Below are 26,769 nucleotides of genomic sequence, written 5' to 3'. Positions count from 1 at the left end.
GTTATCCCCTTGGTTTGCAAATAAGGGCCGCGACAAATGATAGCGTAATGACAAATGAAAGCTCGAGACCAATATATTGGAACATGTTGGCCCCCATATTCATCCATCCTTGTCCAGCTTCATGGGACGCGATCCCTTTGGCAAGCAAATAGCCGAAGCCGCTCATTGGCAGCAAAGCGCCCGCGCCTGCGACCTCTACTAATTGGTCATATACACCAAGTGCTCCCAGCAGAGCACCGACGCTTACAAGTCCGGCAAGCATATGGATTTGCGATATATTGGCGCGATCCATCAGCCATTGAGCCGCCCCGCAGATCGCTCCACCCACTAAAAAGGCCATCCAATAGTCCATTTCTCATCCTCCTACCGATTCGATCACAACGCCGTGAGCAATCGCTGGAATCGATTGTTTTTGCTGAATCATAGTCTGACTTAATAACGCTCCTGTTGCGACAACAAATATTTTGCGAAACGTCCCCTTTTCCATTTCTCTTAATAAATGGCCATACGTAACAACCGCACAGCAGGCACACCCGCTTCCGCCGGCAAATTTTCTTTGATCCGGCCGGTAGATCATGAGTCCGCAATCGCTGTAACCATCCGTGATATCATAGCCTGCTTCCATCAATAATTCTTTGACAATCACACTGCCGATTCCTGATAGATCCCCTGTTACAATCAAGTCATAATCAGCGGGCGAACGATTTAAGTCCAAAAAGTGCTGCTCGATCGTGTGGGCAGCGGCCGGCGCCATCGCCGCTCCCATATCCATCGGATTTTTTAAGCCGGCATCGATCACTCTTCCAATGGTAGCCGCCGTCACTCGAAATCGGCCCTTTTGGCTGCCGATAAGCGCTGCCCCCGCTCCGGTTACTGTAAATGTTGCACTTTTCGGTTTTTGAATACCAAGCTCCGTTGGATAACGAAATTGCCGCTCCGCTGTCGCGTTGTGGCTGCTTGTTGCCACAAGCGCTTGTCTGGCAAAGCCTCCATCGACAAGAGCCGCCCCGACGGCCAGCGTTTCCATCGAAGTAGAGCACGCTCCAAACATGCATAAAAACGGAATCGGAAGCTCACGCGCTGTATAATTGGCTGTAACGTTTTGATTTAATAAATCCCCAGCAAGAAACACATCAATTTCATTTGCTGTCACATTTCCTTTATTCATGCAAATAGTAATCGCTTCTTTCATCAGACGCCGCTCCGCAAGCTCCCATGTTTTTTCTCCGCAATACAAATCGCGATATCCTACATCAAATTGCTTTCCAAGGGGGCCGTCCGCTTCAAAAGGACCAACTGCCGTTCCTGTTGCCTGAATATATATATTGTTCTCAAATACCCATGTTTGTTTTCCAACAAGTCGCACAGAACTCCCCCTTTCATTTACACGATGTAATATATCACTCCTAAAACATAGGCAATGACCATTCCATAGACGATGACGGCACCACCGATTTTAAACATATGATTAGCGATTCCGCTAACCCATCCTTCTGTTCGATGCTCCATAGCCGCGCTCGCTAATGAATTCGCAAAGCCGGTAAGCAACACGGTCGCGCCGGCACCAGCAAATTGGCTCAAAGCATCATATCGTCCCATGGCTGTCAGCAAAACAGCTAAGCCCATGACGGTTAACATCATTAAATGTTGAGCAGCATCTGATGAAAATCCCCAACTATTCATATATAACGCCCGCAGCCCCTCTGCGCCGGCACAAACCAAACCGCCGCTGATAAATGCTTGAAAGCTATTTGCTAAATAGGAAGGCTTAGGCTGAAATTTTCTGACAGCCTGCTGGTAATGATCGCGCAGTTTCATAATGACATCACCTCTGCAAAATACATCCAATAAAATAAAGAGCCAAATACTTTTCCGAAGACAAGGGCCATCATCAATAAAATAATTTTATCTACCATCCCGATCCGTTTGGCTAAAATAGGCCACACATTCAGCACCTCTGTCAGCGCTGCTGCCAACATCCCAATAAATACTCCGCTAAATAAGCCTAACGGAATAAGCCAATATTTAGAGATATCTAAAGCAGAAGAACGAAGGCTCATCCATCCGCCAGTTACTGCTCCAAAAACAGCACTCCATTCATAGGCATAAATCCATTTCATTGTTTTTGTTAATTGTGTCAGTCTTGGGATTACGCCGAGAACGGCCAAAAAAGCCACAAATCCTGTGCCTACCGCCAGTCCTCCCGCTAAGCCAATCACGATAACAGCAATCGCCTTAACGGTCGTCAATTTGCTTCATGCTTTCCTTATTTTCATGTAAAATCACATATTGATCGAGCGATTGCTGATAATTGAACATTTCGACTTCGAGAGGACTCGGTTCTTCGTTAATCCGCTTACGAAACACATGATTAAAAAAGATAATCATCCCTAATCCCAGACCAATCGAATAAGGAATCTGGAAGAGAAGAGGCTTGTCGGCTTTTTCCCCTGTAATGATCGTGTATAAATGCTGATGCGTTTCCTGCATACTCACATCTTCATGAAAATTAATAATCGCGATGGCCGAGCCAATAAAAAGCAGCAGCCAAACCGCTAAAAAATAGGCAAATGAAATCGTCCGTTTCGGATATACCACCTCTACAATCGTTTGAGCTGAGCCGATCGTTTGAATTTCTAATGAAGGATCAAAACGGACAATCGCGTCCACCACTTTCATTACATCGACAATGACAATATTTTTGTCGCTTCGTTGGATACGATATAAAGGAATTCGCTTTAATTGCTGAAGCATTTGCTTATCACTAGCAATGATTTGCGCCACATCTCCTACCAATATGACATCATCAGGTTTGACTTGAACACGGTGGCGCAATTTCACAAATACGGCTTTTTCCATTTGCCTCACACCCTCAACCTCATTAATTTCTTAATGAATAGTATGTTTGGACAAAAAAGGAATCATTCGGTTTGATGTCAATTACCATCAATTCTATAAAAAAGAAAAAGAATGGATGCTTACTCATCCATTCTTTGTTTCATTTGCTGTAAAATCTTCTTTTCCAGTCGTGATACTTGCACTTGAGAGATGCCTAATCTAGATGCCACTTCTGATTGCGTTTGGTCCTTGTAATAACGCAAATATACAATCAGCCGTTCTCGCTCATCCAGCTCTTCTATTGCTTTTTTTAACGCAATTTTATCGAACCACGAATCTTCATCTTGGTCAGCGATTTGATCAAGAAGAGTGATGGGATCGCCATCGTTTTCATAGACCGTTTCGTGAATGGACGCCGGGGATCGGCTTGCTTCTTGAGCAAGCACGACTTCTTCAGGCGAAATTTGTAAATATTCGGCAATTTCCGTTACGGTCGGCACACGCCCATGACGTTTGGATAATTCATCCTTTGCCTTGCGTATTTTATTGCCCGTTTCTTTGAGAGAACGGCTCACCTTCACGGTTCCATCATCTCGAATAAACCGCTGAATTTCGCCAATAATCATTGGCACTGCATAGGTTGAAAATTTAACATCATACGATAAATCAAATTTATCCACCGATTTGAGCAATCCGATACAGCCGATTTGAAATAAATCATCCGGCTCATAGCCGCGATTCAAAAAACGCTGGACAACAGACCAAACAAGCCGCATATTTTTTTGAATAATTTCATCACGCGCTGCTTGGTCGCCTTCTTGGCTGCGTCGAATCAGCTCTTTCATTGCCTGATCCTTAATTGGCGTCTGTTCTTGCTTGACATCGACATCCATAGGCATGTCTCCCTTAATTGCATAACGCTTTGCTTTTCGTAATATATTTCGTTAAATGAACAGTTGTCCCTTTGTTCACTTCCGAGTGAATCGAGATTTCATCCATGAAGTTTTCCATAATGGTAAACCCCATTCCCGATCGTTCTAATTCAGGTTTCGTTGTAAACAATGGCTGCCGCGCCTCTTCAATGTCCGCGATTCCCGCTCCTTCATCTCTGATTGTAATGCGGACAGCCCCCTCCTCTATCACGACAGAAATATAGACCATTCCGTTTGGATCATTGTTATACCCGTGAATAATCGCATTGGTCACCGCTTCTGACACAACCGTTTTGATTTCTGTCAGTTCATCCATTGTTGGATCAAGCTGGGCAACAAATGCGGCCACTGTTACACGGGCAAATGATTCATTTTGACTAAGTGCCGAAAATTGGAGGTGCATTTCGTTTCTCATTTACGCCACCCCCAATGTCTGTAATGCAAATTGTTCATCTTCTTCTAGACGGATAATTTTAAATAGCCCGGACATATCAAACAATCGTTTAACAGCTGGAGAAACAGAACAAACAATCATTTCTCCACCCAAATTTTTGATTTGCTTATAGCGCCCTAAAATAACGCCAAGTCCGGAGCTATCCATAAACATTAAATTTTCAAGATTAAATACAATATGATGAATATGTTCTTTTTCAAGAGTATCGGTCACTTTTTCCCGCAGCTCTTCCGCTGTATGATGGTCGAGCTCACCGGCAAGCCGAATGAGCAACACATCTTGTCTCACTTCAAAGTCCATCACTAGACTCACTACACTTTCCCCCTTGTCATTTCAGATATGGAACTATTTCTCTAAAATGACGGGGAAGTCCTGCCGTTTGACAAAACTAGTGCTAATCCAAAAAAAGTAGAGCAAAATCTACAGAAATCGACGCTATTTGTTTATTTAAGCAGATTTGACAAACGAACTCAGCGTCCGCTTCCATAAATCCCACCAACTAGCTTCTTGGACAGATTGCTTAGCAACAAGCGGGCTCTCTAGAAGTTTTTTTCCATTCTGCTTTAAAACAAGCGTGCCAAGCTCTTCTCCTTTTTGAATCGGCGCCTTTACATTCTCCTTGAGCTTCACCACTTTCTGAATATCCTTAACATTAGCTCCCTTTTTCGTCAATACAGAAATCGGCTCTGCTGTCACCAGTTCAGCTTCCTTTTTCTTTCCTTTGCTGATCTTGACGTGGCTGATGACTTCATTGCGTTTATAAACAGGATGGGTTTGATATTGACTAAAGGCATAATCTAATAATTTGGTAATTTGTTCATTGCGTTCCTTTGGCGTCGGTGCTCCAAATATGACGGCAATCACACGCATACCATCTTTTTTGGCTGTGGCTGTTAAACAATATTTTGCATCCGCTGTGAAACCGGTCTTCACTCCATCCACTCCCGGATAAAACTTCACAAGACGGTTTGTATTCACAAGCCAAAATTTTTTGTCTGTATTTTCCCGTAAATAATCTTCATATTTTCCCGTATATTTCGTAACCTCGTCATATTTTAATAGTTCCTTTGCCATCATCGCCATATCGTATGCGCTACTATAATGACCTTCCGCAGGCAAACCGGTGGCGTTTTTAAAGACGGTATCCTTAAGCCCCATCTGTTTTGCTTTTTTATTCATCATTTCTACGAAAGCTTTCTCGGAGCCAGCAATTCGTTCTGCCATCGCTACTGCTGCATCATTACCAGAACCAATCGCGATTCCGCGCATAAGCTCATCAACGGTCATTTCTTCACCAGGCTCTAAAAAAATTTGTGAGCCTCCCATTGATGCGGCATATTCGCTTGCTCGCACCTTTTCATTCCATTTGAGCTTTCCTTGATCGATTGCATCCATAATCAGCAGCATAGTCATAATTTTTGTCATGCTGGCAGGAGGCAACTTTTGGTGAACGTTTTTTTCATACAAGATGGTCCCTGTATCGCGTTCAATTAAAATAGCCGATTTTGCTTGACTGACGAGATCCGCATTTGGACTCGCTTGTTTTTCAGCTGCTTGAACTCCTGTTGATATTGGTATCGTCCAACAAATCATGAGCAGCAAACCAATAATGGCTTTCTTCATCTCCCAACCCTCCATTCTTTATACATGCCATCTTTTCCAATTTTTATTTTTTTATACATGTGGAGAGTGGTGAGAGAAGCTAATTTATGCGATCAGCCAAAAACGTCGGCTGTCATGATGGTTTCAAACCATGACTTTCGATCTACACAACTTGTTAAAGCACGCTAGTCCGCAAACGAAAATGCTTAGATTTCATCATGTTGAAAAGCAAATCGATCACTGCTTGTCCCCAACAAAAGAGGGTCCCAAAAGTGTTCGCATAGCGTTCGCTTTTGGAGTACTTTTTTGGATAAAGAGGAGAACTACACGTATTGTGAGAAAAAGGAGATCGTCGCCCTGATCAAGTACAATACGTTGGATCGGGAATCAACGAAAGCGTGGGCGAAAGAGAGCCGCTGAATCGAGGACATGACATATGAGGAGGAGCTGGATGAATGATTGGCGCCAAAGGGAGACGGTTGGTGTTTGTGTATGAATGGAAAGAAACGACGGACAACGGGTATGTTGCTGTCAAACGGACGTATCGTTGTATGGCTTGTGCCGGATACCCGTTTCAGGCAGCATGCGCCAAAGGCAAAAGCACGAAAACCATCCGCAATAACAACGGCAGGAGATCCAGGAACAGCTGTCCGCGGAAGAAGGAGCGGCGACGTACCGAAAACGATCAATCGAAAAGGAGCCAGTGTTTGGGCCCATCCAGCACAACCAGCAATTTCAGCGATTTTGGTTAAGAGGGCTCCCAAAAATCACCTTGGAATGGGGGCTTATTTGTGCTGCCCACCATTTGGGAAAGTGGACGACCACAACCGATCCACCAGAAAAAAACAGGATAAAATTCAGAAATAAGGAGCCATTCCTGATTCAAAAAAGAAATAAATAATCAAGTAATAAAAAAAGAGGCAGTCCCCAAAAGGTCGATTTAACGACCTTTTGAGACAGCCTCCTTATAAAATTTTGTCATAAATCAGCGTTGGCGCTTGAACAGGCTCTGGAGTAATTTTGATGTTTTCATATAACATGTCCTTGACTTCATCCACTTGTTCGCTATTGCTATAAATCGTCACAAGCGATTCCCCTTTATGAACAGCATCTCCGATTTTTTTGCGCAACACAAGCCCAACCGCCAAGTCGATGGACGATTCCTTTGTCGCCCGCCCAGCGCCAAGCAACATTGCCGCTGTACCGACTGCATCGGCAACAATCTCTGTTACATAGCCATCTTCTTGCGCGATTAGCTCTATTTGATATTTCGCCTGCGGCAGTTTGGACGGATCATCGATGACAGACACATCTCCCCCTTGAGCAGCCAAGAACTTTTTAAATGTATTTAATGCAGAGCCATCTTGCATGGCTTTTTCCAACATGGCCCGCGCTTCCTCTAAAGACGCCGCTTTCTCTGCCAAATAGACCATATGGCTTCCGAGCACAAGGCAGAGCTCTTGCAGATCTTCCGGTCCTTCTCCTTTGAGTGTATCAATGGCTTCTTTCACTTCCAACGCGTTCCCAATTGCATAACCAAGAGGCTGGCTCATATCCGAAATAATAGCCATTGTTTTCCGACCTACACGCTTTCCGATTTCCACCATCGCTTCAGCTAGCGCTCTGGCATCCTCCAAATCTTTCATAAATGCTCCAGCCCCTGTTTTGACATCTAATACAATCGCATCGGCTCCTGCGGCAATTTTTTTGCTCATAATGGATGAAGCAATTAAAGGAATGCTGTTGACTGTTGCCGTTACATCTCGAAGCGCATAAAGCTTTTTATCAGCCGGAGTTAGATTGCCTGTTTGACCAATGACCGCAATTTTATTTTGGTTAACCAATTCGATAAATTGATCGTTATTTATTTCCACATGAAATCCTGGCACCGATTCTAATTTATCAATCGTGCCACCGGTATGGCCAAGCCCACGCCCCGACATTTTGGCTACCGGCACACCAACAGAAGCAACAAGAGGGCCTAATACGAGCGTAGTTGTATCGCCTACACCTCCCGTCGAATGTTTATCCACTTTTATTCCCTCTATTTTTGATAAATCAATCGTTTCTCCAGAATGAACCATTGCCAGTGTTAATGCGGCTGTTTCTTCTTCTGTCATTCCGCGAAAAAATACCGCCATCGCCCACGCACTCATTTGATAATCCGGAATGTCGCCATTGGTATATCCGTTCATGATAAATTGGATTTCTTCGTTCGTCAAAGACTGGCCATCTCGTTTTTTCGCAATTAAGTCTACCATTCTCATATAAAATCACCTTTTCATTGATTTTTTTCTCTATCAAATACAATCTAAAGAGGGGACGAATGGTCTTTGAAACATCGGCGGTTAAAGACAACTCCACTGGATTGTCTTTGCCACCTAAATGCGTGACAAAAATCCGAACGACGTTGTTTCCGATTCATTCATCATCCTGTGAAGCGGCTCATGATCATCCCACCGTCTAAAAAATACGTACGATCGTTTTATTTACGCATTTCGGCGATAATCGCTTTGACAAGACGTAAAAAGTCGGCCTTCACTTTTTCTGTCGTCTCGATCACCTCATCGTGCGTAAGCGGCTGATCTAAAATGCCAGCAGCCATATTAGAAATGCAAGAAATGCCGAGCACCTCCATATTGGCATGGCGGGCTACAATCACTTCAGGAACGGTTGACATGCCGACCGCATCGCCGCCCATAGCGCGAATCATGCGAATTTCTGCAGGTGTTTCATATGATGGGCCTGTATTCGCTACATATACGCCTTCTTGTATGCGAATACCTAAACGTGAAGCAACGTTTTTCGCCAATTCTCTTAATGATTTGCTATAAGCCTTTGACATATCAGGGAACCGGACGCCGAATGATGGATCATTCGGACCAATGAGTGGATTGGTTCCCATATTATTAATATGGTCTGCGATGATCATTAAATCCCCTGGCTGAAATGATTCGTTGACACCTCCAGCAGCATTGGTGACAATTAATTGTTGAACGCCCAATCGTTTCATTACGCGAACGGGAAAGGTTACTTTATCAAAACTGTATCCTTCATAATAGTGGAATCGCCCTTGCATGGCTAACACGACAGCGCCTTCCAACCGACCGTATACTAACTGCCCCGCATGCCCTTCAACTGTTGAAACAGGGAATCCAGGAATCGCGTTGTAGGGAATTTTTACGGCTTGTTCAATTTCATCAGCCAATACGCCGAGTCCTGAGCCAAGAATGAGCCCGATTTGCGGCGGTTCGGTCCATTTTTCCTTTAAAAACTGCTCCGCTTGTTCAATCGCTGCTTGATTCATGAATGTTCCTCCTTATTTCAAACTGGTTAGAAAGCTTTGACCGTATTTTGGTAGCTTCACTTGAAAATTATCCGCAATGGTAGCCCCAACATCAGCAAATGTGCTCCGCAGCGGCAGTTCCTTTCCGCCATTCATGCTAGGGCTGTACACAAGAAGCGGCACATATTCGCGCGTATGATCTGTCCCATGGTGCACAGGATCATTGCCATGATCCGCCGTTATCATGAGCAAGTCATCCTCTTTTAAAAGCGGCAATACTTCAGCAAGGCGCATATCAAACTCTTCCAGCGCATCACCATATCCTTTCGGATCGCGGCGATGTCCATATAAAGCATCGAAATCGACAAGATTTAAAAAGCTTAAACCTGTAAAATCCATTTTGAGCGTATCGATGAATTTATCCATTCCGTCCATGTTCGATTTCGTGCGCAACGCTTTGGTCACGCCTTCGTTATCATAGATATCAGAAATTTTGCCAATGGCAATCACATCGTATCCAGCATCTTGCAATTCATTCATAACCGTGCGACCAAATGGTTTTAAGGCATAGTCATGACGATTCGCTGTGCGCTGGAAGTTGCCCGGATGGCCGATAAATGGACGCGCGATGACACGGCCGACCATATATTTTTCATCCAGTGTCAGCTCACGAGCAATTTTGCAAATATGATAAAGCTCATCAAGCGGGACCACTTCTTCATGAGCAGCAATTTGTAAGACGGAGTCGGCCGAAGTATAAACGATGATCGCACCTGTTTCCATATGCTCTTTTCCCAGTTCTTCAATAATGGCTGTCCCGCTTGCAGGTTTGTTGCCAATGGCCTTCCGTCCTGTCCGTTTTTCAAGCTCCGCAATTAATTCTTCTGGAAAGCCGTTTGGAAACACTTGAAAGGGCGTATCGATGCGCAACCCCATTAATTCCCAATGACCAGTCATCGTATCTTTTCCAGCCGATGCTTCTTGCATTTTTGTATAGTACGCCATCGGTTTCTCAGCCTTCGCGATTCCCCGAATTTCTCGAATGTTGCTAAGGCCAAGCTGCGCCATATGCGGCATGTTTAAACCGCCGCGATGCTCAGCAATATGTCCCAGCGTATCGGCTCCTTTATCATTGTATTTTTCAGCATCAGGCGCTTCTCCAATGCCAACGGAATCCAGCACAATTAAAAAAACGCGTTTGTATGTATGGCTCATAATTGATTCCTCCTACTTCATCGAGCGTGACGTTCTTGGTAGATCATATCCTAATGATTGCAAAAACCATAAAACCCTTATTTGTCAGAAGTCTGACAACTATATTATAAAACGTTTTCATGCTTATACGCAATAAAAACCGCTGTGAACATTTTAGACAAAAACCACCCGCTATGCGCGCGGGTGGTATTGTTGATACACATCTTTTAATCTTGTTTTCGTTACATGAGTGTAAATTTGCGTTGTTGAAATGTCGGAATGCCCTAGAAGCTCTTGAACAGCCCGCAAATCTGCTCCATTTTCCAGCAAATGTGTAGCAAAGGAATGCCGCAGTGTATGCGGAGTTAATTCTTTTTCGATGTTCGCTTCCTTCGCTAATTTTTTTAAAATTTTCCAAAACCCTTGACGTGTTAAACGATCTCCGTGATGATTTAAAAATAATGCGTCATTCGCGCGCTTTTTTGGCTGAATCAGCTTCGGTCTTGCCTCTTCGATATATGCTTTTAGCGCCGATAGAGCCATGCGCCCCACCGGCACGATCCGTTCCTTGCTTCCTTTCCCGTAGCATCGAACAAACCCCATAGTCAAATGCACATCCGACAGATTCAAGTTCACAAGCTCGCTTACACGCATCCCTGTTGCATACAATAGCTCAAGCATCGCCTTATCGCGCATGCCAAAGGGCGTATTCGTCTTTGGTGTTTCTAGTAATGCTTCAACTTCTGCCATCGATAGCACCTTTGGCAGCGTTCGCTCCATTTGCGGTGTCTCGATGTGAACAGAAGGATCCTGCTCCGCTATTTTTTCCCGCAAAAGAAATTGGTGAAATGATCGAACAGAGGCAATATGGCGGGCGATCGTTTTGGCAGAGCTTCCTTGTTCTTTTAAAAACTTTAAAAATTGCAAAATATGAAGCCTAGACACATCGTTCCATAAATGAATTTGTTCCGCATGCGTCAAGTAGCGGGCATATTTTCTTAAATCACGTTCATATGAAATAATTGTGTTTTGGGCCAAATTCCGTTCGACTGTTAAATAATGAAGAAAATCCTTCAATTCATGTTCCAAGGCTCTCTACTCCCCGTCTCTATAAAAAAATATCAACCGTTCTACCCAATCCGTTGATACGCTTTCCGTTGTCGACACCTTTACCGCAGATCCTTGTGGCTCATTATAGCGATGGTAATTCTCGTATTCTCGATAAAACCATACAAGACTATAGTAAAACAAAAGTGTGCAGCTCGTAAATAAAACAAATACTTTGATCATTTGCCATGCCGTTTTCATCGCATATCCTCCTCATTCGCTCATGCTACTTATTATGAGGATATGCCATTATTTTCTCATTTTATACTATGTATACCCTTGGTGTCCGATAAAATCGATTCACTCGTTTTCCTTATACTGTATAAATTATGAATGAACGATATGTGTAAAAACCTATATGCGGCAGAGGAAAAGCGACGGCTTGCCCCCGTCACGTCGAAGCGTGACCGAACGCCGAACAACCAGCCACTTTCAGACAAATTCATTTGTCTGAGAGCCGTGTCGTTCGGCCGTCCGACTATGTCAGCGCCCGTTCCTTTTCCATTTCTTCGGCCATTGGAATGCTTTCGTTTTTCCTTATATATAAAATAGACAGGGTGAGAAATCTGTTGGATTCATGATAGATATCATTTGATGATGATCAAAACCTTCCCCGCTGGAAAAGGTTTAGACTGCTGACAAACGCTTTTATCCTGCGTTACGGGTCTCGTTCGTCCGCTCATGAACGTTTTGGTTCCATTCGTGTCTTCACTTGGCGGTGTTCCTCGTTTGCCAAGCATGTTCAAGCCAATCTGATAAAAATGGTTGTAGACAAAGTCCGTTTTGACTTTGTCTACAACGTGAAACCTTTCCCGCTGGAAAAGGTTTGTTATTCTTCTTGTTTATCTTTTTCCTGGCAACGATAACAAATCCCGTGAAAGGTGAGACGATGATCTTTAATTTTAAATTTCCAGTCCCGCTCGACAATGGCTTCTACTTCCTCTAACAAATCCTCTTGAATCTCCGCTACTGCTCCGCATTCGATACATACTAAATGATGGTGGAAATGCGCGGCTCCTTCTTGACGAAGATCATATCGCGATACACCATCGCCAAAGTTAATTTTATCGACGATTTTCAACTCCGTTAACAGCTCCAGTGTTCGATAGACTGTTGCTAAACCGATCTCTGGAGATTTTTCTTTAACGAGGAGGTAGACATCTTCCGCACTCAAATGATCTTCTTCATGCTCCAAAAGGACGCGGACAGTCGCCTCGCGCTGTGGCGTCAATTTGTATCCAGCGGTATGCAGGAGCTTTTTTATTCGTTCAACCCGTTCTTCCATCTTTATCCCTCCCTCGTCATTCAAATATCATTATAACAAAAGAGAGAGGAAAGTATCAAAATAAAAATCATTATTAGTAAATAAGTAAAATGGTTATTATATAAAAATAATTACAAGCTAAAAATTTTCATTGGTCATGAAGATGGCACTGTTTTGAGCACCTAGATTCGATGCAGTTGGAAAATGGACATATATCTCATCAAAAAGCGAAACCTCATGTTTTCGATGGTCAAAGACAAGTCAGTGACTTGTTTGACCATCGACTGCTGACATGGGAAGCGAAGGTTGAAGAATCAAGTGATGCGTTCCATGCTATTGTTATTTGTTATTGATTAGTTGAACGACTTGTTTCATAATGACCGGAGAAATATATGCCTCCAAGCCAGCAGACACAATCAAGGAAGCACTAATAGCCAACATAATGAGTGTGTAACGGATAATCATGGGAAAAATCGGTTCATGCATCCGCTTCATAAATTGATTCCGCACCATTTTTAATGAGAAGGAAACTGAGACAGCTCCCATTATAATAAAAGCGGGAACCACAACAAAGTTTTGCGGCATAACTGAAACAAACGATAATAGGAACCCTTGCCACCCCATTTGATTAACTAGAAATCCGACCGTAAAGCCGACAACAATTCCTTTTAAAAAGAGCAAAATTAAAATAAGCGGCAATCCAATAATCGAAATACCAAGCACCCACATAAACCCAATATACTGTAAATTATGGAAATAGCTTTGTTGAAACATATCGCTCGCACTCGCAAACTGCCCTTTGGATACTTGTCCGAAAAACTGCATTAAATAATAATATAAATCTTGTTTTTGATTAAAATTCAAGCTATTGACGACAATCGCCCCAAAAATCACGCCCATGAGAAACAGGACAATAATAAATAAATAAATCGACGCATGCTCTTTTAAATGCATCGCAATCACTGACTTCAATGGCTGTTTTCTCATTGCTCTCCGTCCTCCTATCTGCCTCTTACTAGATTGTATGAGGAAAGAGCAAATCTATGACACCTTGAAGAGAAAAGAGAAGAATCGCTTCTATCGAGAAGCGATTCTTCCATATTTGCCGCCGCCTCCTGCTGTCATGGAAAGCTTTCCGTCTCTAGCAAGCAAAATGAGCTGGGCAAGCTTTTCACCGACGGCCTCTTCCAACTGTAATCCTGTCGCTTCATGAAGAATGTACATTTCTGTTTTGAAACGCTCAAGCAGCTTTTTATACGTTTTGTGTCCAATGCCCGGAATAAATTCAAGTGGCACCTGATGTACGTATGGCGGACGTTTGGGTGGAATCGTGTCCGTTTTTAATTCTTGAAGCCGATCAAATACGCCTTTTACATATCGCTCGTGCCCACAGCTCGGACAGCATTCGTCATAGATTTTCATCAGTGCCGCACAACGCTCACACGCCGTTTGATGATATTTCCCCAGCTTAGGATTTAGTCCGTAATTAGCGACAATTCCGCGATTTTCTTCCTCTTTGAGCGCTTTTTTAAGCTCGGCAAACGTTAAGCTCTTCATGCGAATAACTTGATATTCCCGCGCAATCTTCCGCAACGAATGAGCATCTGAATTCGAAAGATAGGGATAGCGATGCAATTCAGCAATCTGATCAGCCATGCTCGAATCAGCACTCAGCCCAAGCTCGATCGCGTCGATCCATTCAGGATCAAACACCTCTTGCAAGCTTCGTTTCACTCCTTTTCCATACAAGCTTTTAAATGGAGTAAAAACGTGAGCCGGAATAAACAAGCCGTTCAATTGTTGAATCAGCTGCTGCAGTTCTCTTCCTGTCCCATACATTCGCTGTGAGCTCAACGAAACATTCTTCACTCGTTTTTTTAACCAGTCTGAAAAGAAACGCATGGCGGCGATCGTCGGCAAAAAAACAAGAACATGAAGCGGTCCTTGGCAGTGTTCGTCGTAAATTTCAATTTCGCTTCCCAGTAGCAAGGTAAGATCTTTCGTTGACACCCCGCCTTCTTCATTTTCACGCCAGTCATTTTCAGTCATCGCTCGTTCCAATTCATCAAGGATCTCAGGAACATGGCTATCGATAATGCCAATCATATTCAGTCCTTTAATCCGCGCCGCTTCATCTATAATATTGGCAAGGGTCAGCGTTCGGGCGCCTGTAATTTTCACTGGTCTGCCAGAAGCTGTCCGTCCTATATGAATATGTAAATCCACGTAATAATTTTTCATGCTTGCAACTCCCGTTTTACTTTTGTAATGCATACTGCAGTTGTAAATATTGCAAGGCATAGGCTGTTTTCGCATCATAAATTTCTTGTTTTTGTAGCATCGCCAATGCTTCCTCCAACGTCACTTCCAACAGATCGACAAATTCATCATCATCAAGTGGTGCAGCCGATTCTAGTTTTTTTAATCCTTTCGCCACGTATAAATGAATGATTTCGTCAGCAAACCCAGGCGAGGTGTAAAATGACAACAAATGATGCAGCTCTTGGGCAGCATAGCCGGTTTCTTCCTCCAGCTCACGGCGTGCAGTCATCGCAGGTTCTTCGTTTTTTTCTAATTTTCCTGCAGGAATTTCAACTAACACCCGTTCAAGCGCTTTTCTATATTGTCTGACAAGCACTAGCTTTCCTTCATCTGTAATTGGAATAATCGCCACCGCGCCCGGATGCTTGACGATTTCCCGCTTGCTCGTCTTTCCATTTGGCAGCTCAACATCCTCCACATATACATCAATGACTTTGCCTTTGAAAATTTCTTCTTTGTGAATCGTTTTTTCCATTAGATGATCCATTTCTTTTCTCTCCCGTCTCTTCATCATATTCTTTTTTATTATACTATATTGAATGATTTTCCACTCCCCTTTTTTTCCAATCATCTAAGCCGTTCAAATGTATTGGATTCATGTTTTGGATAAAAAGGGGGACGATTTCTTACGTGAAAAAGCCAACGCCAACAGTCTTCCCTCCCCTGCCTGTTTCAGAAAAAGAGATTTTCTCTTTTATGTGATAAAATGAAGAAAATACAGATTGCAAGGAGGCATATGCGATGAAGAAACGGCGGATTGGAACATCGGATTTATATGCCAGCGAAATCGGCCTTGGCTGTATGTCGCTCGGAACAGATGAGAAACAAGCCATTCGCCTTATTCATGAAGCTTTAGAGCGAGGCATTAACTATTTGGATACCGCTGATCTTTACGATCGCGGGTTAAATGAACAATTTGTCGGCAAAGCGCTGAAAGGCAAGCGCGATCAAGTAATCCTTGCGACAAAAGTCGGAAATCGTTGGGAGGAAGGAAAAGAAGGATGGTTTTGGGATCCTTCAAAAGCATATATTAAAACAGCTGTAAAAGAAAGCCTGCGCCGTCTGCAAACAGACTACATTGATCTATACCAACTTCACGGCGGAACGATCGAGGATCCGATCGATGAGACCATCGCAGCGTTTGAAGAATTAAAAAAAGAAGGGGTTATCCGCTATTACGGCATTTCTTCGATTCGTCCCAATGTCATTCGCGAATATGTGAAACGTTCGAATATCGTCAGCGTCATGATGCAATATAGCTTGCTGGATCGCCGTCCAGAGGAGCTTTTCCCGCTTCTAAAAGAACATCGCATTAGCGTCATCATTCGCGGCCCGGTAGCCAAAGGGCTATTGACTGAACGTCCGCTGGAGGCAGCTAGTGACTCCATCAAACAGCATGGTTATTTAAGCTATACATACGAAGAACTGCAAACACTGCTGCCAAACTTAAAAAAGCAAACCGCTTTGCACCGCTCCTTCACAGCTACCGCTCTCCAATTTTGCTTATACGATCCAGCGGTCGCGGTCGTTGTTCCGGGAGCTAGCAGCAGCGAGCAGCTAGCGGAAAACGCAGCAGCGGCTTCTGCCTCAGGATTGACAAAAGAGGAATACGAATGGCTTCGGGAGCAAACAAAAACGGCAATCTATACAGAACATCGCTAACATAAAATGGAAAGTAGAAGGGTGGTACAACGTCCGTTTTGACTTTGTCCACCACCACTTTAAGAGATCGATTCATTTCTTTTTTCGTCCTGGACCGTTCTTGAATCTACTGGACAGACAAGGCATTATGTTTTAGCCAAGAGGCGAATCGTTCCGAAACGTTCGCAAAAATAGGCGAGCGAGGCCCGCGACGCAGAGTGAACGGTTGATCAACAGTCTGATCCATGATCCGGCTTCAAGCTCTGACCGTCCTCAAACAGGCGCCTCTTCCTTTTCAGAGTCCATGCGTGCCATCATCAATGGTCGCCGATATAAAATCCGTTAACATAAATTTTCTATGGTGAACATAACAAAAGCCGCTGATGGATTCAGCGGCTTATTTAAAACGGCGCCAATCAAGGTTGCTTTCATTTAATAGTTCTTCAAATGTTTTTTGCTTTTCGCGCTGCCTTTTTTCCTCTCTTCTTTGCGCCTCTTCCTCCTCTTTTTTTCGCTGCTCGACTTCCTCCAACGATTTCTTTTTAGCTCGCAGCTGTTCATACAAATCCACATGTAGACGATCTTGCAATGTGATCGCTTCATCCTGTTGCTTCATGGATGATGCTTTTTTCGCCACTGTTATTCCCCCTCCAACAATTGAACTACTCCCGCCTTCGCTTGGCTTAGAGGTGGGAGACTGCTTGGTCGATAATGTTAAAGGCATCATTTCAACGACCTATGCTTACAAAATTTCTGTAATATGAGGCATATGTTCATTCAGCCAAGCAATCGCTTCATCGAGCGTCGCAAACTCTGTTGCTTCAAATGTCATTTCATCCTGCAGCAGCCAAACGTCCTTTTTTTCCTGGTAAACGCCGGCAACCGACCAATGCAGTAAACTATATGGATCATTTTCATGCAAAAATGAGACCCATGTCTTTTGTCTTGCAATGTTGGCAATCTGTTTTAGCTTATCATTCATGCTGTTCACTCACTTCCAAAAGCGACATACGCGGATTTAAAATTTGATTGGGACTCTTCAGTTGAAAGCAACCCGAGCCTTTCACGACATCAATCGTCATCGTTTCATCGTAAAATACGAGACGAGATTTTTCGAGTAAAATGGGCACAAAATTCGTCTCTACCACGATATCGTCTTTATCAGCGCGATCGACGAGCCAGAGCGTCGGCACGCCGTTAACGGCACAGCCGCAGCCGTCGGTATCATATTTTAGCTTTAACCGGCGCCCTGTTTTCGCTACAATAGGAGCGAGGGCGGCAATCGCTTCGTCAGTCCATAGGATGTTCACTTCTACAAAAGCTCCTTTTTGCCAATTTGCCTCTATTTTACCTACTGAAGCGCGATGCTGTCAAAGCAGAAAGGGGAAGGGATCTTGACAAAAGCACGTTATTTTCTTTTCGCAATTTCCGGAACAATAAAAAAGGCAATGATAAAGGTGATAATCAGATATAGCGCTAAATAATCAGCATTAATGAAAGATATCTTGAATATATAGCTCCCCATAATTAAGTAAAGTAATAATAAAAGATTAGAAATAAAAAATGTGTTCGTTATATAATTTTTCATATGATCATTGATTCTTTCATCGTACTCTATCTCATCTTTTTGATCGCGTATCTTACTGCTCATTTTTCTGACTAATTTAGTGACGACAGTTCCTATGATCCCCCCCACTAAAACAGCCCATTGAATTTTATAGGTGATGATGCTTAAAATTCCAAAAGCCACAGTAAACCCAATAAGAGTTAGCATAAAATCATGGTTTTTCATTCGCTCAGTCCACTCCTTTTTTCGTTATTCTCCTCAAGCCAAAAAAGCTCATCCAAGCTTTTTTCTAAATATTTACTCAAAAGCAAACAAACTTTTAGCGATGGGTTATATTTTTGCGCTTCAATTAGATTGAGTGTTTGTCTTGTTATGCCTACTTTTTTTGCCAATTCTATCTGCGTCAAATTTCCCTTTTCAATTCGAGCCATTTTAACTCTATTTCTGACTTTTATATGATCATTCACCATCCATAACACCTCTCTTAAATAAAGTAACATATATTTTAATTTTGTCAATTATATATTACATACATAATTATAACTTTGCATATGGAGTGTATAGGCCATAGAAAAAAGATATTCTAAAAAATCAATATCCTGCCTGCAACTGACACCATATTCCCCAAAAAATCTCTGAGCAAAGGTGATTTTATCACTCAAACAAAAAAGCCCCTCATTGAATGTGGGACTATATCAATACAGGTCGATTTTCCGACAGAAATCCATTGCTTTCTTCTCTTTTTAATTTACTTCGTATCTTGCTTCTGTCAGACCTTTTCATCTGAGCTTATGAAAATAAGGCACATAAACCATCTCCAAACAACAAAATTTTGTTTATTCATCAACACATATAATCTAGATAAGCTGACAAAGCGCATCACAACCATACGCACATCCAAAAGTCACTAATAATGTACAGAGTACCGTACAAAATGGAGTACCAACTGGGCCTGTAGCTAAACATCCAGCAACACAGCGTGGAATAGAACCAGCCAGCCCCCCAGAACAAAGCCCAGTACAAATTGTTTCACAGGATAATTGCTGAATAGAAATGCTTTCATTATTTAGATCATTTAAATTAATATCAATAGTTGACTCATATAGATTACCATTCTTATCAAACACAACTCTTTGAACTGCATTATTCTCTATAAAATAATAGGAGGTTGTACTGTTTAGATTACTAATTACACTAAAAGCAATAGATTGTTTCGGACCAGAAACCATGTAGGCTTCGCCAACTAATAAGCTCTCTTCATAGACATTGTAAACAATTAAATCAATGGCAGGATTTACTGCATCCTCTTTCCCTACAGGCAATTCAACAGTCCGGACTGTTTTAAATGATACAGTATATCCGTTCTGCTGAAGTGCAGCCACCATCGCTTGAAAATCTCCATTCTTTTGGCTCAAAGAAATAAATTTGGACTGATTTTGAAAAAAATCTTCCAAGATAATTAAGTCGCTTGGATTTACACCATATAAAGTAAATGACATAAAAAATCCCTCTTCCTTGATATAATATAAAACTATCTGTCCATTAAGACATTATAAAATATTCGGATATGCATACGTTCGGAAGGGGGAATGAACTAATAAAGATAAAAATGATTCATGTTCACTAAGGCAAAGATCCTATCGATTCGCCCTTAAAATAGTCATAAGATTTTACGTTTGTTTGACTTATTATGTGGCTAGTGACACTCTACTAAATAAGTCGACATCAGGCCACATAAGCTTCTGTCTCCTTTTGCGGCCAAAAAAACCGGAAACAATGTACCATTACTTAAGAAAAATGGTTCATTTTTATAAACTCCCCCTTATTCCTAAAAAGCTAAGGGGGTTTTATATCGACTCTATAAACGATTTCATGATCACAACCATCAGTATCATCCTTTTTACTTTAACCATCATCTCATTTTCGCTACAATAGGAGCGAGGGCGGCAATCGCTTCGTCAGTCCATAGGATGTTCACTTCTACAAAAGCTCCTTTTTGCCAATTTGCCTCTATTTTACCTACTGAAGCGCGATGCTGTCAAAGCAGAAAGGGGAAGAAGAGAGAGAACAGACCGTTTTAAAATGAACATCGGTCTTGTTCCACTGTAAGAAGGAGATACGCATGATGAACGAACAATGGCTGCGAAAACTAATTCGCAATGTTTTGCACCAATATGGCTACCATCCGGAAACATGGAATCTTGATGAAGACGAATGGCATCGTCTGTGTGCCTATGTCACAGCAGAAAAAGAAAAAAATAGGAGCGCTGACATCTACGAGCTTGTTCATGATGCTGTCTACGAGTTCATTACAAACATGTAAAAAACCGTTGTCTCATCTGAATGGCTTGGTTTCCCTGCTGTCTTCCCCTAAGCCAATATCCCCTCTTGCTGTCTGAGCGTCCCCATATTCGCGTTTGTTGAAGCTTATTTTTGAAAAAATGCTCGTTTTGCCACTTTTTCTACAAGACTAGGAACCAGCTGATACAAGCGACTTCCCACACTCATCCAGCCCGGCATATTTACCTCCCGCGTTGGCGTCATCATCACATCAACCACGCGGCGAGCAACCGCTTCTGGACGAAGCATCCATTTTTCGATGTTTTTCACATAGCTGCCCGATGAATCTGCGATCGCAAAAAAGCTCGTAGCGATCGGTCCCGGATTGACGGCCGTCACAAATACACCATGCTGCGCAGCCTCCATGCGCAAGCTGTTTGTAAATCCAAGCACAGCATGCTTTGTGGCAGCATATACACTGGATTTCGGTGTCGCCATTTTTCCTGCCTGTGAAGCAATATTAATGATGTGTCCGCTGCGTCGGTTAATCATATGAGAATATACCGCTTTTGTACAGGCGATCATACCGAGCACATTGACCTCCAACATTTTTTCCGCTTCCGTTAAATCAATGTCTTCTATATGGCGAAATACGCCAAATCCCGCATTATTGACAAGCACGTCTATTTCCATCTCCTGCAACAGTTTGTGAAACGTTGCTTCCACCGCTGTGATATCACTTACATCAAGCGCCTCATAGCGGCATGGAACGCTATATGTTTGTTGAATATGCTCGGCCATATCAGCCAACTTTTTCTCATTGCGCGCCAACAAAATCGGAATCGCTTTTCGCTTCGCAACCTCATACGCCATTTGCTCTCCGATTCCACTTGAAGCGCCAGTAATCACGATCTGCTTCCCTTCAATTCTCAACGCATCGCCACCGCCTTATACACATATAAGTTCCCTTCCTTCTCCTTCATAACAGCCCCCAGCTGTTCCAAATAATCAAGCTGGCCGACCGCTTCCGACATCGTCAATAAAAATTCCTTTTCATAAACAGCCGGAAAGAGCTCCCGGCATACATCAAACGCGGTCATCGGACGCTGCTGCAACATATTCCATACTTGCTCGGCCCGCTCTTTTTGTCTAGCTAACCGTCTTTCTACTAACGGAGGCACATCTGTCACATCACGGCCATGCCCCGCCATAACACGAGTCATTTTATATCGCAGCAGTTTGCGCAATGAATCGTTATACTGCAAAAGTGGTTTTGGACGTTCATCCTCCCCTTCATCCGGCGGTTCTAGCATCGGATTGGAGGAAACGGTTGCAAGCAAAAGATCTCCTCCTATCATTCTGCCATCCTTTTCACAATATAAGACGATATGGCTTTGCGCATGTCCCGGCATTTCTAATACCGTCCAGCCTGGGAGTCCATCGACAACCTCTCCTTCGAGCACCTCGATATCGAGCGAGCGCTCGCACGAATAGCGCAACGAACGACGAAAGCTAGGGAGTCGATGGAGAGAAGCCGGTTCAAGTCCGCACTCCACGAGAAAGCGGTGAAAATAACGCTCATGCCAAGCTAAAAATTGCGGATCTTTGCTGATCCACGGCCTTGCCTTCGGATGGCCGATAACAAGAGCAGAATGGGGCAAATAGTCTAACAATCCGACATGATCAGGATGATGATGTGTAATCACCACCTGCTCAATATCAGCGGGTTCATAACCAATCTCCGCCAGCTGATGCTTAAATGCCTGCCAAGCTTCCTCTGTTTTAACTCCAGCATCAATCAGCGTCAAACTATCCGTTTTCACTAGATACATGTTGACATTGCCAACGGCAAACGGCGTTGGCACCACTATTGGATAAATGGTTTCTTTCGCCATTTATAACGTCCCCTTTGTCATTATATTATCATAATATTTTAGTGCTCATATTAGTTTAAAGTTTACACGCATTTTGTCGATTTGTCATTTTCTTGTTATCACTTGCACAAAAATTCTAAAAAATTGCTTTTTCCTATTGACAACTAGCTTGTTTTCAGTGCATAATTGCAAACAAATCAAGCGCATTGATGATGGAACCATTTTATGCAGAGAAAGCTCGCTGAACAATCGAAAATGACTTTGCGTTCACGCTAAATTTCATAAATGCAAGGCGATGAATGGGACCAGTAAGTGATGAACGACAACAAGAGAGTGAAGCCCACAGGCTGAAAGGCTTCATTGTCCTCTTCATCATTGAACCTATCCCATGAGCTGTTAGGAAAACCTAACCGTCCAGCCGACGATACCGGCTATGAGGTGGGCACTGCTTGTGCCAACAAAGGTGGTACCGCGGAAAAACAAGGCCTTTTCCGTCCTTTATGAGGACGGGAAAGGCTTTTTTATTGGGATCATAAACAAATTCAGGAGGGATTGACATGGAAAAAAGAACAACGATTGCCTTTATGGGGGCCGGTTCAATGGCGGAAGCTCTGATTGCTGGCATGACAAAAACGCTTTATCAGCCGGAACAAATCATTGTCACCAATCGCTGCAATACAGAACGTCTTGCCTATATACAAAAAACCTATCACGTACGGACGGAAATCAATAAGGACACGGCATTGAAAGAAGCGGATATTGTGATCTTGGCTATGAAACCAAAGGATGCGGCGGAAGCCATCTCCTCTATCGCTCATGCTATTGGTGAGCATCAGTTGATCATCTCTGTATTAGCTGGAGTCACCACTGATACCATCGTATCTCTTATTGGAAAGCCCGTAGCTGTTGTGCGGGCAATGCCTAACACATCAGCCGCGATCGGACAATCTGCCACCGCGATTTCATGCGGACGTTACGCAAATGACAGCCATTTAGCCACAGCTCAAGCATTATTTGAAACCGTCGGAATTGTCACGGCTGTCAATGAGGAAGATTTACACGCGGTAACAGGGCTTTCCGGAAGTGGCCCCGCTTACGTTTATTATTTGGTGGAAGCGATGGAAAAGGCAGCCGATGAGATCGGGCTGGAGCGTGAAGTAGCGAAAGATTTGATTTTGCAAACGATTATCGGAGCTGCCCATATGTTAAGAACAACAGACAAACAACCGGCTATGCTCAGAAAGGAAGTCACAAGCCCAGGTGGGACAACAGAAGCAGGTATCGGCGTGCTTGAGCATTATCACTATCAAGAAGCCGTCATCTCCTGCATCAAACGCGCAGCTGAACGCTCTCAAGAGCTCGGAAAAGCCCTTCTCTCGCTCCATCGGTAAAAATCTCGTTCATCTGCATGAGCATCTCGCTCTCAAGCTCATGAAATCACTCCAGCATTTGACGCTCCCTCTCCTCCATTTTGTTGAAAGGAGGGGAACTTTCAAGCTATTGGTAGCCAGCTTCCTGACTCTCGACAATCAGAAGCTGATTGGCACTGTAATGATTCATACAGGCGGAAAGAAAAGGACCGAACGGAAGCCTCTCCCTCTTCTGCATGCACTGGATGTGACAAAAAGTTTTCTTAGCTTCACGATTCATTCTTAAAGCATTGAAGCAAAATGTTTTTCTTTTCCAAATCGAGATGATATGATTCTAACTGAAACTGATACGATTTGGAGGGGAAGAACCATGCTTTTTTCACCATATGATGTTCGAGGAGTGACACTAAAAAATCGAATTGTCATGTCGCCAATGTGCATGTATGCATGCGATACGCAAGACGGCACTGTGCGCAACTGGCACCTCATCCATTACCCTGCACGTGCCGTCGGCCAAGTCGGACTTATTATCGTCGAGGCAACAGCTGTTACACCACAAGGAAGAATTTCAGAGCGCGATTTAGGAATTTGGAGCGATGACCATGTGAAAGGCCTCCAATCGCTCACAGCACTCGTTCAAGAACAAGGGGCCAAAATTGGCATCCAGCTCGCTCATGCAGGAAGAAAAGCCATGATTGAAGGAGAAATTATTGCGCCTTCAGCACTTCCGTTTAATGAAAAAATGCAAACGCCGAGGGAAATGACGAAAACCGACATTGAAGAAACCATTCAGGCGTTTCAAGACGGAGCGCGCCGTGCGAAACAAGCGGGTTTTGACGTGATCGAAATTCACGCGGCCCACGGCTATTTAATTAATGAATTTTTATCGCCGCTATCCAATAAACGAACAGACGAATATGGTGGCACATTCGACAATCGCTATCGTTTTTTAGGTGAAGTGATTGCTGCCGTTAGAGAAGTATGGGATGGTCCTCTCTTTGTCCGCGTGTCCGCTTGCGATTATCATCCAGAGGGGTTGACCGTCGAGGATTACATCAAGTATGCGAAACAAATGAAAGAAGATGGCGTAGATTTAGTCGATGTTAGCTCTGGAGCAGTCGTTCCGGCCTCCATTGACAGCTATCCGGGCTATCAAGTGCCGTTTGCCGAAGCGATCCGAAACGGCGCCGATATCGCCACAGGTGCAGTCGGCCTTATCACCTCTGGGCGTCAAGCAGAAGAAATTTTACGCAATAAACGAGCGGATCTCATTTTTATTGGCCGTGAATTGCTGCGTGATCCATATTGGCCAAGAACAGCCGCAAATGAACTTGGCGTATCCATCGAAGCACCAATACCGTATACGCGCGGGTGGTAAAGGCTGTGTTTTTTTCCTTCACTCAACATAAAAAAAGAGTCAAGCCTCTTCAATCTCCAGAGGAGCTTGACTCTTCATTTTAACGCCAAATCCGCGTGACTTCTCCTTTCCCAGCGGATATGGCAATTTCAAACACGTCCGGATTCGATAAACTCTTCCACTCTGCAAACCCATAACGTTTGTCAAACAGATGCAACATCAATATAGTTAGATTGCCATGGCTCACAATGACGGTATGCGCCGCATCCGCCTGCAAAACTTCCCCAATAGCTGCTTTGGCTCGTTCCATGGCTTGACGATTCGATTCCCCACCGCTGTATGCCAGATCAAAATCAACAAACGTGCGTTCAAATTTTTCGAGCCAGTCCTCCGTAAACTGGCCATCCCCAAATAACACGCACTCTCCGAAGCGTTCATCGCGTTCAATCGATAAATTCCGTTGACGCGCTAACGGTTCAATTGTTTGAACTGCACGAACATATGGACTTGAAACAATTCGATCAATCGGCTTGTCTGCGAAAAAATGCACAAGCTCGTTTGTCTGCTGCCCTCCCTCCTCCGTTAGCGGTGCCGTAAACTCCTGCCCCGCTGCTTTACAATGCCGAACAATATAAAGACGCTTTTCCACTGATGTTTCTCCTCTCTACCCATCTACTTCTTCTTAGCAAGGGAAAACGACATAAAATCGGAAGCAATCGCTGTGTTCGGAAAAATTGCTTTTGCTTCTTCCAAAAGCTTATCGCACATATCGCCTTGATATCGCGAGCTAATATGCGTCAAGATGAGCTGCTTTGCTTCCGCCCGCTTCGCAACTTCTGCCGCTTGCACCGTCGTTGAATGAAAGTAATCGTGCGCCAGCTGGGCTTCCGCTGCGCCAAACGTCGCCTCATGAACAAGCACATCCGCCTCTTTAGCCAGTTCGATGCTCGCTTCACAATAACGAGTATCTCCCATAATCGCCACCACTCTCCCTTTTTGTGGTGGTCCAACAAACTCGCGTCCATCAATCACCTTGCCATTTTCTAGCGTGATCATCTTCCCTTGTTTAATTTGCTGATAAATCGGCCCCGGTCGAATGCCGAGTGCACGCAACTTATCTACTAGTAGCGTGCCCGGCAAATCCTTTTCAACAATTCGAAACCCGTACGAAGGCATGCCGTGATCGAGAAGTTGCGCCGCCACCACAAACTGATGGTCCTCGAATACGGTTCCTTCGACAAACTCCATCACTTCAAGATCATACTTGAGCCGTGTTCCGCTCACTAAAAGCGCTGTTTCTACAAACGCTTCAATTCCCTTTGGCCCATAAACGGTAAGCGGTGTGTCTCCGCCTTGAAACGAGCGGCTTCCAAGCAAGCCCGGCAATCCGAAAATATGGTCGCCGTGAAGATGGGTAATAAAAATTTTTTCAATTCTCCTTGGGCGTATAGATGTATGTAAAATTTGATGCTGTGTTGCTTCACCACAATCAAACAGCCATGTCGCTCCTCTTTCTTCAAGCAGCTGTAAAGCTAATGCCGACACATTTCGGCCTTTCGATGGAACACCTGATCCCGTTCCTAAAAATGATAATTCCAATGAGCCCACCTCTCCTTTATGTGTCTGTTGTTAGCGTATCAATGTTTAAGCAGCAATTCAACACTGTTTTCCCTTTCGGGTC

The 26,769-nt window shown here is 43.6% G+C and carries 33 protein-coding genes; 5 read left to right on the top strand and 28 right to left on the bottom strand.

Features of this window, described 5'->3' with window-relative positions:
• Position 1: 1 nt before the first annotated feature.
• The 9 genes from B6A27_RS13625 to B6A27_RS13585 all read right to left on the bottom strand — a co-directional run bounded on the left by B6A27_RS13625 (position 2) and on the right by B6A27_RS13585 (position 5,847).
• A complete protein-coding gene (locus B6A27_RS13625) occupies positions 2-352 on the bottom strand; it encodes a SpoVA/SpoVAEb family sporulation membrane protein (RefSeq protein ID WP_044742172.1) in 351 nt (116 codons plus the stop codon).
• Positions 353-355: 3 nt separating this feature from the next.
• Complete coding sequence (spoVAD, locus tag B6A27_RS13620; RefSeq protein WP_044742171.1) at positions 356-1,366, bottom strand: stage V sporulation protein AD; 1,011 nt, start codon at positions 1,364-1,366, stop codon at positions 356-358.
• Positions 1,367-1,383: 17 nt separating this feature from the next.
• Entirely contained in the window at positions 1,384-1,818 is a 435-nt protein-coding gene (locus B6A27_RS13615; RefSeq protein ID WP_080862357.1) for a SpoVA/SpoVAEb family sporulation membrane protein, read from the bottom strand.
• The gene (locus B6A27_RS13610; protein ID WP_044742169.1) at positions 1,815-2,249 is read right to left on the bottom strand and encodes a stage V sporulation protein AB; all 435 of its coding nucleotides are present in this window, start codon (positions 2,247-2,249) and stop codon (positions 1,815-1,817) included. Before B6A27_RS13610 ends, B6A27_RS13615 begins: the two co-directional genes overlap by 4 nt.
• Complete coding sequence (locus B6A27_RS13605) at positions 2,236-2,859, bottom strand: stage V sporulation protein AA (RefSeq protein ID WP_080862356.1); 624 nt, start codon at positions 2,857-2,859, stop codon at positions 2,236-2,238. The genes B6A27_RS13610 and B6A27_RS13605 overlap by 14 nt, the downstream gene beginning before the upstream one ends.
• 119 nt (positions 2,860-2,978) lie before the next feature.
• Positions 2,979-3,731 (bottom strand): RNA polymerase sporulation sigma factor SigF, encoded by a 753-nt coding sequence (gene sigF / locus B6A27_RS13600; protein ID WP_044742167.1) that lies wholly within the window; start codon positions 3,729-3,731, stop codon positions 2,979-2,981.
• A gap of 13 nt (positions 3,732-3,744) precedes the next feature.
• Positions 3,745-4,185 carry an anti-sigma F factor gene (spoIIAB, locus tag B6A27_RS13595; RefSeq protein WP_044742166.1) on the bottom strand — a complete coding sequence of 147 codons (441 nt, stop codon included), beginning with the start codon at positions 4,183-4,185 and terminating at the stop codon, positions 3,745-3,747.
• Positions 4,186-4,524, bottom strand: a complete 339-nt coding sequence (gene spoIIAA, locus B6A27_RS13590; protein ID WP_221212008.1) for an anti-sigma F factor antagonist — start codon at positions 4,522-4,524, stop codon at positions 4,186-4,188.
• Positions 4,525-4,671: 147 nt separating this feature from the next.
• On the bottom strand, positions 4,672-5,847 hold the full coding sequence (locus tag B6A27_RS13585; protein WP_044742164.1) for a D-alanyl-D-alanine carboxypeptidase family protein: 1,176 nt from the start codon (positions 5,845-5,847) through the stop codon (positions 4,672-4,674).
• A gap of 613 nt (positions 5,848-6,460) precedes the next feature.
• On the opposite strand from B6A27_RS13585, the gene B6A27_RS19135 reads away from it, so the two are divergent.
• Complete coding sequence (locus tag B6A27_RS19135) at positions 6,461-6,727, top strand: transposase (protein ID WP_369824182.1); 267 nt, start codon at positions 6,461-6,463, stop codon at positions 6,725-6,727.
• Between the two features lie 64 nt (positions 6,728-6,791).
• On the opposite strand, the gene B6A27_RS13575 is transcribed toward B6A27_RS19135, so the two are convergent.
• The 9 genes from B6A27_RS13575 to B6A27_RS13535 all read right to left on the bottom strand — a co-directional run bounded on the left by B6A27_RS13575 (position 6,792) and on the right by B6A27_RS13535 (position 15,486).
• On the bottom strand, positions 6,792-8,093 hold the full coding sequence (locus B6A27_RS13575) for a pyrimidine-nucleoside phosphorylase (protein ID WP_080862355.1): 1,302 nt from the start codon (positions 8,091-8,093) through the stop codon (positions 6,792-6,794).
• 218 nt (positions 8,094-8,311) lie between these two features.
• Positions 8,312-9,133 carry a purine-nucleoside phosphorylase gene (locus B6A27_RS13570; protein ID WP_080862354.1) on the bottom strand — a complete coding sequence of 274 codons (822 nt, stop codon included), beginning with the start codon at positions 9,131-9,133 and terminating at the stop codon, positions 8,312-8,314.
• Between the two features lie 12 nt (positions 9,134-9,145).
• Positions 9,146-10,327 carry a phosphopentomutase gene (gene deoB / locus B6A27_RS13565; RefSeq protein ID WP_080862353.1) on the bottom strand — a complete coding sequence of 394 codons (1,182 nt, stop codon included), beginning with the start codon at positions 10,325-10,327 and terminating at the stop codon, positions 9,146-9,148.
• Positions 10,328-10,498: 171 nt separating this feature from the next.
• On the bottom strand, positions 10,499-11,395 hold the full coding sequence (gene xerD, locus B6A27_RS13560; RefSeq protein WP_080862352.1) for a site-specific tyrosine recombinase XerD: 897 nt from the start codon (positions 11,393-11,395) through the stop codon (positions 10,499-10,501).
• 6 nt (positions 11,396-11,401) lie between these two features.
• The gene (locus tag B6A27_RS13555; RefSeq protein ID WP_066145649.1) at positions 11,402-11,614 is read right to left on the bottom strand and encodes a YqzK family protein; all 213 of its coding nucleotides are present in this window, start codon (positions 11,612-11,614) and stop codon (positions 11,402-11,404) included.
• A gap of 628 nt (positions 11,615-12,242) precedes the next feature.
• Positions 12,243-12,698 (bottom strand): ferric iron uptake transcriptional regulator, encoded by a 456-nt coding sequence (fur, locus tag B6A27_RS13550; protein ID WP_044746542.1) that lies wholly within the window; start codon positions 12,696-12,698, stop codon positions 12,243-12,245.
• Positions 12,699-13,016: 318 nt separating this feature from the next.
• Complete coding sequence (gene spoIIM / locus B6A27_RS13545) at positions 13,017-13,664, bottom strand: stage II sporulation protein M (RefSeq protein WP_044746543.1); 648 nt, start codon at positions 13,662-13,664, stop codon at positions 13,017-13,019.
• A gap of 90 nt (positions 13,665-13,754) precedes the next feature.
• A complete protein-coding gene (locus B6A27_RS13540; protein ID WP_080862351.1) occupies positions 13,755-14,918 on the bottom strand; it encodes an endonuclease Q family protein in 1,164 nt (387 codons plus the stop codon).
• A gap of 16 nt (positions 14,919-14,934) precedes the next feature.
• Positions 14,935-15,486, bottom strand: a complete 552-nt coding sequence (locus B6A27_RS13535) for an NUDIX domain-containing protein (RefSeq protein WP_044746545.1) — start codon at positions 15,484-15,486, stop codon at positions 14,935-14,937.
• Between the two features lie 254 nt (positions 15,487-15,740).
• On the opposite strand from B6A27_RS13535, the gene B6A27_RS13530 reads away from it, so the two are divergent.
• Positions 15,741-16,661 carry an aldo/keto reductase gene (locus B6A27_RS13530; protein ID WP_080862350.1) on the top strand — a complete coding sequence of 307 codons (921 nt, stop codon included), beginning with the start codon at positions 15,741-15,743 and terminating at the stop codon, positions 16,659-16,661.
• Positions 16,662-17,037: 376 nt separating this feature from the next.
• Here B6A27_RS13530 and B6A27_RS13525 read toward each other — a convergent pair whose 3' ends face one another.
• The 6 genes from B6A27_RS13525 to B6A27_RS13500 form a co-directional block, all read right to left on the bottom strand.
• Positions 17,038-17,256 carry a YqkE family protein gene (locus tag B6A27_RS13525; RefSeq protein ID WP_066146519.1) on the bottom strand — a complete coding sequence of 73 codons (219 nt, stop codon included), beginning with the start codon at positions 17,254-17,256 and terminating at the stop codon, positions 17,038-17,040.
• 126 nt (positions 17,257-17,382) lie between these two features.
• Positions 17,383-17,622 carry a YqkC family protein gene (locus B6A27_RS13520; protein ID WP_044746547.1) on the bottom strand — a complete coding sequence of 80 codons (240 nt, stop codon included), beginning with the start codon at positions 17,620-17,622 and terminating at the stop codon, positions 17,383-17,385.
• On the bottom strand, positions 17,615-17,950 hold the full coding sequence (locus tag B6A27_RS13515; RefSeq protein WP_044746549.1) for an iron-sulfur cluster biosynthesis family protein: 336 nt from the start codon (positions 17,948-17,950) through the stop codon (positions 17,615-17,617). The genes B6A27_RS13520 and B6A27_RS13515 overlap by 8 nt, the downstream gene beginning before the upstream one ends.
• A gap of 98 nt (positions 17,951-18,048) precedes the next feature.
• Positions 18,049-18,432, bottom strand: a complete 384-nt coding sequence (locus B6A27_RS13510; protein WP_066145659.1) for a sodium/glutamate symporter — start codon at positions 18,430-18,432, stop codon at positions 18,049-18,051.
• Positions 18,429-18,677: a helix-turn-helix transcriptional regulator gene (locus B6A27_RS13505; RefSeq protein WP_044744993.1), complete on the bottom strand. Its 249-nt coding sequence runs from the start codon at positions 18,675-18,677 to the stop codon at positions 18,429-18,431. The genes B6A27_RS13510 and B6A27_RS13505 overlap by 4 nt, the downstream gene beginning before the upstream one ends.
• Before the next feature lie 387 nt (positions 18,678-19,064).
• Entirely contained in the window at positions 19,065-19,706 is a 642-nt protein-coding gene (locus B6A27_RS13500) for a hypothetical protein (RefSeq protein WP_044744994.1), read from the bottom strand.
• A gap of 626 nt (positions 19,707-20,332) precedes the next feature.
• On the opposite strand from B6A27_RS13500, the gene B6A27_RS13495 reads away from it, so the two are divergent.
• Positions 20,333-20,530 (top strand): YqzH family protein, encoded by a 198-nt coding sequence (locus tag B6A27_RS13495; protein WP_066145662.1) that lies wholly within the window; start codon positions 20,333-20,335, stop codon positions 20,528-20,530.
• A gap of 104 nt (positions 20,531-20,634) precedes the next feature.
• Here B6A27_RS13495 and B6A27_RS13490 read toward each other — a convergent pair whose 3' ends face one another.
• Both B6A27_RS13490 and B6A27_RS13485 read right to left on the bottom strand, forming a co-directional pair.
• Positions 20,635-21,420, bottom strand: a complete 786-nt coding sequence (locus B6A27_RS13490; protein WP_080862349.1) for an SDR family NAD(P)-dependent oxidoreductase — start codon at positions 21,418-21,420, stop codon at positions 20,635-20,637.
• The gene (locus B6A27_RS13485) at positions 21,417-22,382 is read right to left on the bottom strand and encodes an MBL fold metallo-hydrolase (protein WP_066145667.1); all 966 of its coding nucleotides are present in this window, start codon (positions 22,380-22,382) and stop codon (positions 21,417-21,419) included. Before B6A27_RS13485 ends, B6A27_RS13490 begins: the two co-directional genes overlap by 4 nt.
• 536 nt (positions 22,383-22,918) lie before the next feature.
• Here B6A27_RS13485 and proI point away from each other — a divergent pair.
• Positions 22,919-23,752: a pyrroline-5-carboxylate reductase ProI gene (proI, locus tag B6A27_RS13480; protein WP_080862348.1), complete on the top strand. Its 834-nt coding sequence runs from the start codon at positions 22,919-22,921 to the stop codon at positions 23,750-23,752.
• 307 nt (positions 23,753-24,059) lie between these two features.
• Entirely contained in the window at positions 24,060-25,109 is a 1,050-nt protein-coding gene (gene namA / locus B6A27_RS13475; protein ID WP_236631844.1) for an NADPH dehydrogenase NamA, read from the top strand.
• Between the two features lie 79 nt (positions 25,110-25,188).
• Here namA and B6A27_RS13470 read toward each other — a convergent pair whose 3' ends face one another.
• Both B6A27_RS13470 and rnz read right to left on the bottom strand, forming a co-directional pair.
• On the bottom strand, positions 25,189-25,737 hold the full coding sequence (locus tag B6A27_RS13470) for a histidine phosphatase family protein (protein ID WP_080862346.1): 549 nt from the start codon (positions 25,735-25,737) through the stop codon (positions 25,189-25,191).
• A 23-nt stretch (positions 25,738-25,760) separates the two neighbouring features.
• Positions 25,761-26,687: a ribonuclease Z gene (rnz, locus tag B6A27_RS13465; protein ID WP_080862345.1), complete on the bottom strand. Its 927-nt coding sequence runs from the start codon at positions 26,685-26,687 to the stop codon at positions 25,761-25,763.
• Positions 26,688-26,769 lie beyond the last annotated feature (82 nt).

The sequence above is a fragment of the Anoxybacillus sp. UARK-01 genome (assembly GCF_002075365.1).
GTDB classification, from domain to species: domain Bacteria; phylum Bacillota; class Bacilli; order Bacillales; family Anoxybacillaceae; genus Anoxybacteroides; species Anoxybacteroides rupiense.
This window is presented reverse-complemented; position numbering and strand designations above follow the sequence as displayed.

Bases quoted from the DNA above. Each gene is read 5' to 3' on its own strand.
- B6A27_RS13625 (WP_044742172.1), bottom strand. From the start codon at position 352: ATGGACTATTGGATGGCCTTTTTAGTGGGTGGAGCGATCTGCGGGGCG.
- B6A27_RS13615 (WP_080862357.1), bottom strand. From the start codon at position 1,818: ATGAAACTGCGCGATCATTACCAGCAGGCTGTCAGAAAATTTCAGCCT.
- B6A27_RS13605 (WP_080862356.1), bottom strand. From the start codon at position 2,859: ATGGAAAAAGCCGTATTTGTGAAATTGCGCCACCGTGTTCAAGTCAAA.
- sigF (WP_044742167.1), bottom strand. From the start codon at position 3,731: ATGGATGTCGATGTCAAGCAAGAACAGACGCCAATTAAGGATCAGGCA.
- spoIIAB (WP_044742166.1), bottom strand. From the start codon at position 4,185: ATGAGAAACGAAATGCACCTCCAATTTTCGGCACTTAGTCAAAATGAA.
- spoIIAA (WP_221212008.1), bottom strand. From the start codon at position 4,524: ATGGACTTTGAAGTGAGACAAGATGTGTTGCTCATTCGGCTTGCCGGT.
- B6A27_RS13585 (WP_044742164.1), bottom strand. From the start codon at position 5,847: ATGAAGAAAGCCATTATTGGTTTGCTGCTCATGATTTGTTGGACGATA.
- B6A27_RS13575 (WP_080862355.1), bottom strand. From the start codon at position 8,093: ATGAGAATGGTAGACTTAATTGCGAAAAAACGAGATGGCCAGTCTTTG.
- B6A27_RS13570 (WP_080862354.1), bottom strand. From the start codon at position 9,133: ATGAATCAAGCAGCGATTGAACAAGCGGAGCAGTTTTTAAAGGAAAAA.
- deoB (WP_080862353.1), bottom strand. From the start codon at position 10,327: ATGAGCCATACATACAAACGCGTTTTTTTAATTGTGCTGGATTCCGTT.
- B6A27_RS13555 (WP_066145649.1), bottom strand. From the start codon at position 11,614: ATGAAAACGGCATGGCAAATGATCAAAGTATTTGTTTTATTTACGAGC.
- fur (WP_044746542.1), bottom strand. From the start codon at position 12,698: ATGGAAGAACGGGTTGAACGAATAAAAAAGCTCCTGCATACCGCTGGA.
- spoIIM (WP_044746543.1), bottom strand. From the start codon at position 13,664: ATGAGAAAACAGCCATTGAAGTCAGTGATTGCGATGCATTTAAAAGAG.
- B6A27_RS13540 (WP_080862351.1), bottom strand. From the start codon at position 14,918: ATGAAAAATTATTACGTGGATTTACATATTCATATAGGACGGACAGCT.
- B6A27_RS13535 (WP_044746545.1), bottom strand. From the start codon at position 15,486: ATGGATCATCTAATGGAAAAAACGATTCACAAAGAAGAAATTTTCAAA.
- B6A27_RS13530 (WP_080862350.1), top strand. From the start codon at position 15,741: ATGAAGAAACGGCGGATTGGAACATCGGATTTATATGCCAGCGAAATC.
- B6A27_RS13525 (WP_066146519.1), bottom strand. From the start codon at position 17,256: ATGAAGCAACAGGATGAAGCGATCACATTGCAAGATCGTCTACATGTG.
- B6A27_RS13520 (WP_044746547.1), bottom strand. From the start codon at position 17,622: ATGAATGATAAGCTAAAACAGATTGCCAACATTGCAAGACAAAAGACA.
- B6A27_RS13510 (WP_066145659.1), bottom strand. From the start codon at position 18,432: ATGAAAAACCATGATTTTATGCTAACTCTTATTGGGTTTACTGTGGCT.
- B6A27_RS13505 (WP_044744993.1), bottom strand. From the start codon at position 18,677: ATGGTGAATGATCATATAAAAGTCAGAAATAGAGTTAAAATGGCTCGA.
- B6A27_RS13500 (WP_044744994.1), bottom strand. From the start codon at position 19,706: ATGTCATTTACTTTATATGGTGTAAATCCAAGCGACTTAATTATCTTG.
- B6A27_RS13495 (WP_066145662.1), top strand. From the start codon at position 20,333: ATGAACGAACAATGGCTGCGAAAACTAATTCGCAATGTTTTGCACCAA.
- B6A27_RS13485 (WP_066145667.1), bottom strand. From the start codon at position 22,382: ATGGCGAAAGAAACCATTTATCCAATAGTGGTGCCAACGCCGTTTGCC.
- proI (WP_080862348.1), top strand. From the start codon at position 22,919: ATGGAAAAAAGAACAACGATTGCCTTTATGGGGGCCGGTTCAATGGCG.
- namA (WP_236631844.1), top strand. From the start codon at position 24,060: ATGATTCTAACTGAAACTGATACGATTTGGAGGGGAAGAACCATGCTT.